The 11,386-nt window shown below is 44.7% G+C and carries 11 protein-coding genes; 5 read left to right on the top strand and 6 right to left on the bottom strand.

Annotated features, from left to right (window positions below):
* The first annotated feature begins 41 nt into the window (after window positions 1–41).
* Complete coding sequence (gene lpdA, locus L1D23_RS07905) at window positions 42–1,472, top strand: dihydrolipoyl dehydrogenase (protein WP_239837807.1); 1,431 nt, start codon at window positions 42–44, stop codon at window positions 1,470–1,472.
* Window positions 1,473–1,592: 120 nt separating this feature from the next.
* On the opposite strand, the gene L1D23_RS07900 is transcribed toward lpdA, so the two are convergent.
* Window positions 1,593–2,198, bottom strand: a complete 606-nt coding sequence (locus L1D23_RS07900) for a LuxR/HapR/OpaR family quorum-sensing transcriptional regulator (RefSeq protein ID WP_239837806.1) — start codon at window positions 2,196–2,198, stop codon at window positions 1,593–1,595.
* Between the two features lie 306 nt (window positions 2,199–2,504).
* Here L1D23_RS07900 and hpt point away from each other — a divergent pair, with 306 nt between their 5' ends.
* A complete protein-coding gene (gene hpt, locus L1D23_RS07895) occupies window positions 2,505–3,035 on the top strand; it encodes a hypoxanthine phosphoribosyltransferase (RefSeq protein WP_239837805.1) in 531 nt (176 codons plus the stop codon).
* Window positions 3,036–3,087: 52 nt separating this feature from the next.
* On the opposite strand, the gene can is transcribed toward hpt, so the two are convergent.
* On the bottom strand, window positions 3,088–3,747 hold the full coding sequence (gene can, locus L1D23_RS07890; RefSeq protein ID WP_239837804.1) for a carbonate dehydratase: 660 nt from the start codon (window positions 3,745–3,747) through the stop codon (window positions 3,088–3,090).
* Between the two features lie 353 nt (window positions 3,748–4,100).
* On the opposite strand from can, the gene L1D23_RS07885 reads away from it, so the two are divergent.
* The 3 genes from L1D23_RS07885 (at window position 4,101) to L1D23_RS07875 (ending at window position 7,646) form a co-directional block, all read left to right on the top strand.
* The gene (locus L1D23_RS07885) at window positions 4,101–5,771 is read left to right on the top strand and encodes a SulP family inorganic anion transporter (RefSeq protein WP_239865235.1); all 1,671 of its coding nucleotides are present in this window, start codon (window positions 4,101–4,103) and stop codon (window positions 5,769–5,771) included.
* A gap of 188 nt (window positions 5,772–5,959) precedes the next feature.
* Window positions 5,960–6,874: an ABC transporter ATP-binding protein gene (locus tag L1D23_RS07880; protein WP_239865234.1), complete on the top strand. Its 915-nt coding sequence runs from the start codon at window positions 5,960–5,962 to the stop codon at window positions 6,872–6,874.
* A 1-nt stretch (window position 6,875) separates the two neighbouring features.
* Window positions 6,876–7,646: an ABC transporter permease gene (locus L1D23_RS07875; protein WP_239865233.1), complete on the top strand. Its 771-nt coding sequence runs from the start codon at window positions 6,876–6,878 to the stop codon at window positions 7,644–7,646.
* A 74-nt stretch (window positions 7,647–7,720) separates the two neighbouring features.
* On the opposite strand, the gene panC is transcribed toward L1D23_RS07875, so the two are convergent.
* Genes panC through pcnB form a run of 4 tightly spaced genes read right to left on the bottom strand, consistent with a single transcriptional unit; the run spans window position 7,721 to window position 11,305 of the window.
* Window positions 7,721–8,623: a pantoate--beta-alanine ligase gene (gene panC, locus L1D23_RS07870; protein WP_239865232.1), complete on the bottom strand. Its 903-nt coding sequence runs from the start codon at window positions 8,621–8,623 to the stop codon at window positions 7,721–7,723.
* An 11-nt stretch (window positions 8,624–8,634) separates the two neighbouring features.
* A complete protein-coding gene (gene panB, locus L1D23_RS07865) occupies window positions 8,635–9,429 on the bottom strand; it encodes a 3-methyl-2-oxobutanoate hydroxymethyltransferase (protein WP_239865231.1) in 795 nt (264 codons plus the stop codon).
* 23 nt (window positions 9,430–9,452) lie between these two features.
* Window positions 9,453–9,938, bottom strand: coding sequence for a 2-amino-4-hydroxy-6-hydroxymethyldihydropteridine diphosphokinase (gene folK, locus L1D23_RS07860; RefSeq protein ID WP_239837799.1), 486 nt, complete (start codon window positions 9,936–9,938; stop codon window positions 9,453–9,455).
* The gene (gene pcnB / locus L1D23_RS07855) at window positions 9,935–11,305 is read right to left on the bottom strand and encodes a polynucleotide adenylyltransferase PcnB (protein WP_239865230.1); all 1,371 of its coding nucleotides are present in this window, start codon (window positions 11,303–11,305) and stop codon (window positions 9,935–9,937) included. Before pcnB ends, folK begins: the two co-directional genes overlap by 4 nt.
* Between the last annotated feature and the right edge of the window lie 81 nt (window positions 11,306–11,386).

The raw sequence follows: 11,386 nt of genomic DNA, 5'->3' as shown, positions 1-11,386 counted from the left end.
CCCACTCAGCCTGTTAGGGATAATGACTACAAGAGGTCAAAATGAGCAAAGAAATTAAAGCCCAAGTTGTTGTACTTGGTTCTGGTCCTGCTGGTTACTCCGCTGCCTTCCGTTGTGCAGACTTAGGTCTTGAAACTGTACTAATCGAGCGCTACAGCACTCTTGGCGGTGTATGTCTAAACGTGGGTTGTATCCCATCTAAAGCACTTCTTCACGTATCTAAAGTAATTGAAGAAGCAAAAGCTATGGCAGATCACGGCGTTGTGTTTGGTGAGCCGCAAACTGACATCAGCAAAATTCGTATCTGGAAAGAGAAAGTTGTTAACCAACTGACTGGTGGTCTTAGCGGTATGGCTAAGATGCGTAATGTGACGGTTGTTAACGGTTACGGCAAATTTACTGGCCCTAACTCTATCCTTGTTGAAGGCGAAGGAGAGGCAACAACCGTAAACTTCGATAACGCTATCGTTGCTGCGGGTTCTCGCCCTATCAAACTGCCATTCATTCCGCATGAAGACCCACGTATTTGGGACTCAACGGATGCACTCGAACTGAAAGAAGTTCCTGAAAAACTACTTATCATGGGTGGTGGTATCATCGGTCTAGAAATGGGTACGGTTTACCAGTCACTTGGTTCTAAAGTTGACGTCGTTGAGATGTTTGACCAAGTTATCCCAGCGGCAGATAAAGATATCGTGAAAGTTTACACTAAGCGTGTGAAGGATAAATTCAACCTAATGCTAGAAACGAAAGTGACAGCAGTTGAAGCAAAAGAAGACGGTATCTACGTGTCAATGGAAGGCAAGAAAGCCCCTGCTGAAGCAGAGCGCTATGATGCAGTTCTAGTGGCTATCGGTCGTGTACCAAATGGTAAGCTTATCGATGGTGAGAAAGCGGGTCTAGAAATTGATGAGCGTGGCTTTATCAATGTAGATAAGCAACTTCGTACAAACGTACCTCATATCTTTGCTATCGGTGATATCGTTGGTCAGCCAATGCTTGCTCACAAAGGTGTGCATGAAGGCCACGTTGCTGCTGAAGTTATTGCTGGTAAGAAGCATTACTTCGATCCTAAAGTTATTCCTTCAATTGCTTACACTGAGCCTGAAGTGGCATGGGTTGGTAAGACTGAGAAAGAAGCGAAGGAAGAAGGCATCAAGTACGAAGTGGCAACTTTCCCTTGGGCTGCATCAGGTCGTGCAATCGCATCTGACTGCGCAGACGGTATGACTAAGCTTATCTTCGACAAAGAGACTCACCGTGTTATTGGTGGTGCGATCGTTGGTACTAACGGTGGTGAACTACTCGGTGAAATCGGTCTAGCTATTGAGATGGGTTGTGATGCAGAAGATATCGCACTAACTATCCACGCTCACCCAACGCTACACGAGTCTGTCGGTCTAGCTGCTGAAGTATTCGAAGGTTCTATCACTGACCTTCCAAACAAAAAAGCAGTTAAAAAGAAAAAGTAATTTCTCTGAAAACTGACTAACAAAAGCCGCTGATTACTCAGCGGCTTTTTTCATTTTAGGGTCTTTGCAAACACAAAAAAGCCGGGTGAAAACCCGGCTAGTATTAAGGCGTAAGCCTACTTACTTGTAGATGCAAAGCATATCTAGGTAGCTTTGTGTCAGGCGGTTCACAGACTCATCGTCCTGAGTACGGTTAGCCTGTACGAACAATGAGTAGCAAATACCATGGAACAGTGTTGCTAGATCTGCAGGATCGTGTTCGTCACACACCTCACCTCGCTCGATGGCTTTGACAAACATGTTCTGAACCAGCAGTTGATTGGTGCGGTTGGTGGTCACGAACAAAGGCCATACTTCATCACGTGTTGAAGCACTCCACTCAAACCAAACTTTCAACCAGTGGCAGTCGTTGACAATCAGATCAACCATCGCAGAAGTTAGGTTGCGTAGGTTTTCTTTCGCGTGAATATCGAGGTCGATATTATCAGATAGGAAGTTAGAGAACTGACGAACCACGTAGTTTAGTACATCATCAACCAAATCTTCACGGGTTGGGAAGTAGTTAAACACGGTGGCTACAGAAACCTGGGCGATTTCTGCAATGTCAGCGTGACCACCGCGACCAATACCACGTCGAGCGAACACTTCTAATGCGATTTCCATCAGTTGTTGCTTACGTTTTTGTGGTGAAAGACGCGTACGCGGTCTCTTAGCTATAGAATCCATAGTTATATTTCCTTGCCAATTGAGTTGTATATGTGGGCTTTTGCCCTAATTAGTATTTTATTATTGCTTTCGCATTAATGAGTGTAATGGTGCATATTAATTAGGTCAACGATTTCAGTTTATTTAATAATTATTTTTATTAATACCGTGCTATCGATCATGTAGTTGCATATGGTTATTGCAGTCTTTAATCAAGCAAACGTTTCTCTCGCTACACAGTGGTGATAAACTACGGGCTTAAAATCATCTGGCGATATCTGAACTCGCGTCGAATAAGCTATCGTTAATGCAGAAAATGAGATTGGTATGAAACATACAGTAGAAGTAATGATTTCTGAGCAAGAGGTTCAGGAACGCGTCAATGAACTTGGCAAAGAAATTACAGCTCACTATCAGGGCAGTGAAGATTTGGTGCTGGTTGGTTTGTTACGTGGTTCATTTGTCTTTATGGCTGACTTAGCTCGAAAGATTGAACTGACACATCAAGTAGACTTCATGACAGCTTCTAGCTACGGCAACACGATGGAAAGTTCTCGTGATGTTCGCATTCTTAAAGATTTGGATGATGATATTAAAGGTAAAGATGTTCTAATCATCGAAGACATCATTGATACAGGCAATACGCTGAATAAAATTAAAGAGATTCTTTCTTTACGTGAACCAAAGTCTATTGCTATCTGTACTTTACTGGATAAGCCCTCACGACGTGAAGTAGAAGTGCCGGTCGATTGGGTTGGTTTTGCCATTCCAGATGAGTTTGTTGTGGGTGTGGGTATTGACTACGCGCAGAAATACCGCCACCTACCTTACATTGGTAAAGTGGTTCCTCAAGAATAAAGCACTCTGATTCCAATAATAAAAGACCCGCGAGATGCGGGTCTTTTGTTATCTATTCAAGTACTGGTGAAGTTAGAATCTTGTTTAGCGCTTCTTGATGGCTGTTTTCTAAGGTTTCTCTACTTGAACAGCGAACCCCTAAATCTTGGAGCTTGCCATTGCCAATCCCATAGACGAAACCATGAATCTCAACCTCTTGGCCTCTTTCCCATGCCGTCTGTAGTATGGTTGAGTTGCCTAGATTGTAAACTTGCTCAGCAACATTGATCTCACACAATTTATTGCCCCACTGATCTCGTGGCAGGGACTCTATTTGTGCTTTGTATTTGAGGTAATTATCGCGAATGTGCAACAACCAGTTATTGATCAAGCCTAATTGAGGGTTATCGATAGCGGCATTAACACCACCACAGCCGTAGTGACCACAAACAATGATGTGTTTCACCTTAAGAACATCAACCGCATATTGCACAACCGATAAACAGTTCAGGTCAGTATGAACCACCTGATTCGCCACGTTGCGGTGAACAAATAGTTCGCCTGAGTAAAGGCCGGTGAGACGTTCTGCTGGAACTCTGCTGTCTGAGCAGCCGATCCAGAGGAAGCCTGGGTTTTGTCCTTCTTCAAGTTTTGCAAAGTACTCTGGTCGTTCTGCCTTAATAGATTCAGACCACTTTGAGTTATTGTCAAAAAGCTGTTTAATTTCCGGCATCTTACAATCAATCCTTAAAAATTCTTTCGCTACTATACACAATGTTACAATTCCGTTCCTGTCAAAACTGTGTAAACAAGCACTCATCTGACGTGTTTCATCGCTAAAAAACATAAACTTAGCAGTGAACCTAACAAAGAGTTATATAGTGTGCATGATGAATCTGTATTCGGACTAACCTTGAACAAGCCTATTTGTTAAAGTTATTAGTTTGTCACCATATCAACGAAGATGGCGACAAGATTGCTTTAATTTAATTACTTTTTATGCGGATATTCAGGGAAGAAACAGGAAGCTTGAATTACCGCACCTTTAATCATCAAACTTGCATTAGTTAGCAGTGGAGCTGAGTTGTGTTTGGAAGTCGTTTTGAAGATATCAACCTAAAAGGGGATGTGTTTGGTGGTGTGACCACCGCTATCATCTCTTTGCCATTAGCATTGGCATTTGGGGTGGCCTCTGGAGCTGGGGCAGAAGCCGGTTTGTGGGGGGCTATTTTAGTTGGATTGTTTGCCTCTCTATTTGGTGGTTCTAACTCGCTAATTTCTGAGCCTACAGGGCCAATGACGGTGATCATGACTGCGGTCCTGACCAGTATGATGGCCAAATACCCAGAAACAGGTATGGCAATGACCTTTACGGTTGTGATGATGGCTGGTGCATTCCAGATTTTACTGGGGACATTAAAACTCGGTAAGTATGTAACTTTGATGCCTTACAGTGTTATTTCTGGGTTTATGTCTGGCATCGGCGTCATTCTGATTATCCTTCAGCTATCGCCACTGCTTGGCCACGCAGCCCCTTCCGGTGGTGTGCTAGGCACGTTATCCGCCTTCCCTGATACGGTGGCTAACATGAAGTTTAGTGAACTGTTCCTTGGGCTTCTGACATTGGGAATTTTATTCTTCTTCCCGAAGAAATACCGGAAATACGTTCCAGCTCAGCTCGTTGCGTTAATTGCTGTAACGCTTTTATCGGTGATAGTGTTTGATAGTGAGGATATTCGTCGTATCGGTGAAATTCCTGCTGGTTTGCCATCTTTGGTTATTCCACATTTTGATGCTTCGATGTTCACTGAGATGGTGATTGATGCATTGGTTCTGGGTACGCTGGGTTGTATTGATACGCTTTTAACTGCCGTGATTGGCGATTCGTTAACACGTAAAGAGCACGATTCAGATAAAGAACTTCGTGGCCAAGGGCTAGCGAACATGATTTCAGGCTTATTTGGCGCGCTGCCTGGGGCGGGAGCAACCATGGGAACGGTGACCAATATTCAAGTTGGCGCGCGTTCTCCGTTGTCCGGTGTGATTCGTGCGCTTGTGCTAGCCTTGGTGGTTCTGGTGGCAGGTGGCCTCACAGAGCCCATTCCGATGGCTGTCTTAGCGGGTATTGCCGTCTACGTTGGTTTCAATATCCTCGATTGGAGTTTCATCCAGCGAGCTCATAAAGTGAGTTTTGCAGGTATGGCGGTCATGTATGGTGTGATGCTGCTGACCGTTTTCGTCGATCTTATCGTAGCCGTCGGGTTAGGCGTTTTTATTTCCAATATTATTATTATTGAACGTTTGAGTCGCGAGCAGGCGCGTCAGGTTAAAGCGATCAGTGATGCGGATGAAAATGATGTGCCACTGACGGATAGCGAAAGAGCGTTGTTAGACAGTGCCAATGACAAAGTTCTGTTCTTCTATCTTTCTGGGCCGATGATATTCAGTGTGTCAAAAGCGATTTCTCGCCAGCACAGCAGTATCGCTGATTACGAGGTGATGATCCTCGATTTAACTGATGTTCCCATGATCGATGTTACCGTCGGTTTAGCCCTAGAGAATGCGATAAAAGATGCACTTGAAGCACATTGCCAAGTCTACCTATTGTGTCCTAACGAGGGTACAAGGCAACAGCTTGAAAAGTTCCATGTCATTGATTTGATACCAGAAGGCAATATGTATAAGTTCCGTTACGAAGCTCTCAAAGCGGCTTTGAAGCATGTTGATAGTGATGAACACCAGTTTCAATCCATCTAGTTTCGCCATACGCCGCTGATTGACAGCGGCGTTTTTATTGAGTAGCAATATTTTATATTTCCAAATAAATCGAATTATGTAATTGTGTTCATCGTTATTCAACGATAAACTCTTTGGCAATTCGTGGCTGTCTAAGTGCACACGCACGCTACCCACACCTGCACCAACCAACGATTACACTGAAAACTATGTACGCATTAGAAATTGAACAACTCCGCAAAACGTATGCGGGGGGATTTGAAGCGTTGAAAGGTATCAGCCTCAACGTCGCCAAGGGAGATTTTTATGCCTTGCTCGGGCCTAATGGTGCGGGTAAGTCGACAACCATTGGCGTGATCTCTTCACTGGTTAATAAGACCTCAGGTAAGGTCAAAGTGTTTGGCTACGACATCGACCAAGATTTAGAGCTGGCAAAGCAAAATTTAGGTTTGGTTCCCCAAGAGTTTAACTTTAATCAGTTTGAAACGGTTGAACAAATCGTGCTTCAGCAAGCCGGTTACTATGGCGTGCCCCGCACATTAGCTAAGCAAAGAGCAGAGAAATACTTAACCAAACTCGATTTGTGGGAAAAACGTAACGAACGTGCGCGAAACTTATCAGGTGGTATGAAGCGACGCCTGATGATTGCTCGTGCTTTGGTCCATGAGCCAAAGTTACTTATCTTGGATGAGCCGACGGCTGGTGTCGATATTGAGCTGCGCCGTTCTATGTGGGAATTTCTTAAGGAGATTAACCAAGAAGGCATCACGATTATTTTGACCACGCATTATCTCGAAGAAGCTGAGATGCTGTGTCGCAACATAGGTATTATCAGCAAAGGTGAGCTAATAGAAAACACCACAATGAAAGCACTGTTGAATAAACTTCATGTGGAAACCTTCATTCTTGATTTAGAAGATGGCGCAGAAGTGCCTCCATTGAAAGGGGTGAACAGCCAGATTGTTGTCAATGGCTCATTAGAAATTGAAATCGAGAAGAGTGAGGGGCTCAATGCCATCTTTAGTCAATTGACAGAGCAGGGTATCAAAGTACTGTCGATGCGTAATAAGGCCAATCGACTAGAAGAGTTGTTTGTGAATATTGTCCGCGAAGGAGGCCAATAAAATGTATCGTATTTATTGGACTGCTTTTTGTAGCCTACTGACCAAAGAAGTCAATCGCTTTACTCGAATTTGGGTCCAGACCTTGGTTCCACCAGCGATTACTATGACCCTGTACTTCATTATTTTTGGCAGCCTGATTGGCTCTCGAATTGGTGAAATGAACGGCTTCAGTTATATGGAATATATAGTGCCGGGATTAATCATGATGTCGGTGATCACTAATTCCTACTCCAATGTTGCCTCGTCATTTTTCAGTGCTAAGTTCCAGAAAAATATTGAAGAATTGTTGGTTGCCCCTGTCCCTAACTATGTGATTATTTGGGGTTTCGTCATGGGGGGAGTCGTACGTGGCTTATTGGTGGGGACGATAGTGACCTTTGTCTCGTTGTTCTTTGTCGACTTACAAGTGGATCATTGGGGGATCATCATCGCAACCGTATTTATGACGTCTGTGGTGTTCTCTTTGGGTGGGTTGATTAATGCGGTTTATGCGAAGACGTTCGATGATATCTCGATCATTCCGACATTTGTCTTGACGCCACTGACATATCTAGGTGGTGTGTTTTACTCAATTAGCCTGTTGCCAGATTTCTGGCAAGGTGTGTCGAAAATCAATCCAATTGTCTACATGGTCAATGCATTCCGTTACGGCTTTCTTGGGGTATCGGATGTTGGTATTGCAACGTCATTTGGCGTGTTAGGCATATTTGTTGTTGTACTTTACACTGTGGCTCATTACCTAGTGACAAAAGGTATTGGCCTGCGCTCGTAGCAAGCTGCTTTATTCACAAAAAATAAAGGCTTGGCATAATGCCAAGCCTTTTCGTTTCCTAATTAAAATACCGTTTACTCTGTCGTCTCAGAAGGGGCTTCGGAATTTTCTTCTTCTTTCGCTTCAACAACCATTTCAACGACTTGATTATCAATCAGGCGGGCTTGGCCAAGAAATGCTGACATTAAAATCACAGCTTGAGTCGTTTCTGTGGTGATGGCTTGTAACGTTCGAGCATCTCGAATAAAGATTTCATCGGGGTGTAGGCCAGCAGCACGTAGCTGATCGCTAGCATCTTCAATGATCGAAGCATAATCATCACGGCCACCGCGCATAGCGCTGCTGATCCAGCGCATTGTGCGAGCTAAAACAGGAGCCCTTTGACGCTCATCAATCGTCAGGAGGCCATTACGTGAGCTCATGGCAAGGCCATCCATTTCACGCACTGTGGCCACACCGATAATATCAATATCCATTGCGAGATCTGCGGCCATTTTACGAATGACGGCTAACTGCTGGAAATCTTTTTCGCCAAAGCAAGCCACATCTGGCTGAACGATGTTAAACAGTTTTGTTACTACGGTTGCGACACCACGGAAGTGGCCAGGACGAGAAGCGCCCTCAAGGATATTTGATAACCCTGGGACCTCAATAAAGGTTTGTTTTTCTAGCCCTTCAGGGTAAATGACCTCTGGTGTTGGAGTGAAAACGATCTCGACGCCTTCACCGCTCAACTTACTTAGGTCTTCATCTAAAGTTCTAGGATAATTATTAAGATCATCGCTGCGATCAAACTGCATAGGGTTAACGAAGATACTGACGATGACAATGTCAGCATGTTCGCGCGCTTTGCGTACTAAAGTTAGGTGTCCTTCGTGGAGGTTACCCATGGTCGGAACAAAAGCGATTGTACGACCATCACGCTTATACTGTTTGATCTGCTCACGGAGAGCGGCAATTTCAGCAAAAGTTTGCATCAGTCAAATCCTTACGCAATTGTGTGAGCTTCGCTTGGGAATGCACCACTTTCAACTTCGTCTTTGTACATAGCTACAGCTTTACGCATGTCACCTGTTTCAGCAAGGAAGTTCTTTGAGAACTTCGGCATGTAGTTGGCTGAAATACCAAACATATCATGCATGACGAGGATCTGCCCGTCGGTCACATTGCCAGCGCCAATGCCAATAACAGGTACATCGCAGACTTCAGTGATGCGTGCTGCTAGCTCTTGAGGAACACATTCAAGGAGAATGATTTGCGCACCAGCTTCTTGTAGAGCGAGGGCGTCACGTACCATACGATCGGCTTTTTCTTGCTCACGACCTTGAACTTTAAAGCCGCCGAAGATGTTGACTGATTGAGGTGTTAAGCCAAGATGAGCACAGACTGGAACGGCACGCTCTGTTAGCATTTTTACGGTTTCGACTAACCAGTCACCCCCTTCAATTTTTACCATGTTTGCACCTGCACGCATGATTTGTGCAGCGCTGTCACACGCTTGTTCTGGAGTGGCATAACTCATGAATGGCATATCCGCCATTAGCAAGCAGTTAGGGCTTCCAGCACGTACGCAACGTGTGTGATAAGCGATTTCTTCTACGGTGACAGGTAACGTATCGCGGGTACCTTGCAGTACCATTCCTAGTGAATCACCCACTAGCAGTACTGGCATTTCTTCACTTTCAAATAGCTGGGCAAAGCTAGCATCGTAAGCAGTTGAAGTCGCAAATTTACGACCTTCCTGCTTCCATTTCATCAGGTCGTTAATGGTAATTTTTTTCATGATTTTTCCTTTTAAGGAGTTGGCTATGATTGCCAAATACGCAGACCGTTTTGATCGACAACTTTGAGTAAGTCTTCCAGTCTGGTCCCACATGGGAGGGTTAAATTTGGTGCGATTTCTGCGAGCGGATAAAGCACGAATTCGCGCTCTTTCATTCCATAGTGTGGAACTGTCAGACGCTCGGAATCAATCACCTCATTGCCATAAAGAACAATATCTAAATCGAGAGTTCTTGGCCCCCAACGTTCATCTTTACGGACACGCCCTTGTTCTTGCTCGATCGCTTGAGTACGGTCAAGCAGCTCAAAAGGCGTTAATTCAGTGTGGATTTCGACCACCGCATTAATGTAATCCGGCTGGTTTTGTGGCCCCATCGGAGTGCTACTGTACAGCATCGATGCCTGACTAAACTCAGATCTTGGTAGCTTTTTCAATGCATCAATCGCACTTTCTGCTTGGGCCACAGGATCGGCAAGGTTACTGCCGACAGCAATGTACGCCGTGATCATGATGTTGAAGCCTTGTTCTTTTTCTTACGAAATGGCTTACGACGACGTTTTTTACCTTGTTCTGGTGCGTCCGAATCCAGTTCGGCGACCATAGCTTGGCGCATGTTGCGTCCAGCATTTTGGAAGGTTTCCCACCATTTGGCTAATTGTTCCGTTTCACCGCCTTCTATTTCTCCTCTCATTTCAAGGAAATCGTAGCCGGCTCTAAACTTATTTAGCTCCATCAGTCGGAAAGCACGCTTGCCATTTCGACGTGGCATACGCAGTTGTAATTGCCAAATCTCACGAATAGTCGCGGTGTGACGGCGAGGAATTGCAATCGTGCGAACTTGCTCATCAAGAATGTAGTTACTCGCTTCCATGATAGCGTCGTAGTAAGACAGCTTACGCTTTTCCATCAGTAAGGCTGCGCGTTCTTGTAACGGGTACCACAACATAGCCGCGAACATAAATGCAGGGTTGATGCGTTTACCTTCTTCGATTCGTTGATCCGTTGAATCAAGAACCAAGTCAAGCATCTGCTCTGTTTTTGACGAATACTCTTCCGTGAAGTCAGCAGAGATTATTGGGAATAACTGCTGGAAAAGATTGTATTCACGCATCAGGTGATAGGTTTCCAGTCCATATCCTGACTGGAGCATTTTTAGTGATTCTTCGTATAGTCGTGCGGATGGAATATCACCCAGCAGTGAAGACATTTCTTCGATCGGTGCTGCGGTGTCTTCTTCGATATCAAAGTCTAACTTTACAGCAAATCGAATGGCGCGAAGCATTCGTACTGGGTCTTCGCGGTAGCGTGTCTCTGGGTCGCCTATCAAACGTACCAGTCGATCTTCGAGGTCTTCATTACCGCCAGCGTAGTCGTGAATCGCATAGTCAGCAATGTTGTAGTACATGGCATTGATGGTGAAATCACGGCGCTCTGCATCTTCATCGATAGTGCCATAAACATTGTCACGTAGTAGCATTCCTTCTTTGGATTGCTGAGAGATATTTTTGCTGGTTTCTTGATGGTGGCCACGGAATGTCGCCACTTCAATGATGTCGCGGCCAAACATGATGTGTGCGAGACGGAAACGGCGGCCGATGAGGCGGCAGTTTTTAAACAGCTGACGAATTTGTTCTGGTGTGGCATTGGTTGCGATATCAAAATCTTTAGGGTTTTGTCCCAGTAGCAGATCGCGCACACCACCACCGACTAGGAAGGCATCAAAGCCTGCACCATGAAGTCGGTATAGCACCTTCAATGCATTGTCACTGATTTGTTTGCGAGAGATATTATGCTCTTGGCGAGTAATAATGTTCAGAGATAACTCTGGATAACTGTCTTTTTCGCTTGGTGTATAGTCGTTTTTATTCATGTGCATTAATGACTCGTTACGCTGATTCCGCTTGGCGTGAACAGCGGTTGAGTGTGTCTAGTTAGGACTAGCTTATGATTCCGTTTA

It is taken from the genome of Vibrio sp. Isolate24 (assembly GCF_022398215.1).
Classification (GTDB): Bacteria; Pseudomonadota; Gammaproteobacteria; order Enterobacterales; family Vibrionaceae; genus Vibrio; species Vibrio coralliilyticus_A.
Note: the sequence above shows the minus strand (reverse complement) of the source record. Positions and strands in the feature narration are given on the sequence as shown.

Coding starts and splice junctions, on each gene's coding strand:
- lpdA (WP_239837807.1), top strand. CDS start 42: ATGAGCAAAGAAATTAAAGCCCAAGTTGTTGTACTTGGTTCTGGTCCT.
- L1D23_RS07900 (WP_239837806.1), bottom strand. CDS start 2,198: ATGGATTCTATAGCTAAGAGACCGCGTACGCGTCTTTCACCACAAAAA.
- hpt (WP_239837805.1), top strand. CDS start 2,505: ATGAAACATACAGTAGAAGTAATGATTTCTGAGCAAGAGGTTCAGGAA.
- can (WP_239837804.1), bottom strand. CDS start 3,747: ATGCCGGAAATTAAACAGCTTTTTGACAATAACTCAAAGTGGTCTGAA.
- L1D23_RS07880 (WP_239865234.1), top strand. CDS start 5,960: ATGTACGCATTAGAAATTGAACAACTCCGCAAAACGTATGCGGGGGGA.
- L1D23_RS07875 (WP_239865233.1), top strand. CDS start 6,876: ATGTATCGTATTTATTGGACTGCTTTTTGTAGCCTACTGACCAAAGAA.
- panC (WP_239865232.1), bottom strand. CDS start 8,623: ATGCAAACTTTTGCTGAAATTGCCGCTCTCCGTGAGCAGATCAAACAG.
- panB (WP_239865231.1), bottom strand. CDS start 9,429: ATGAAAAAAATTACCATTAACGACCTGATGAAATGGAAGCAGGAAGGT.
- folK (WP_239837799.1), bottom strand. CDS start 9,938: ATGATCACGGCGTACATTGCTGTCGGCAGTAACCTTGCCGATCCTGTG.
- pcnB (WP_239865230.1), bottom strand. CDS start 11,305: ATGCACATGAATAAAAACGACTATACACCAAGCGAAAAAGACAGTTAT.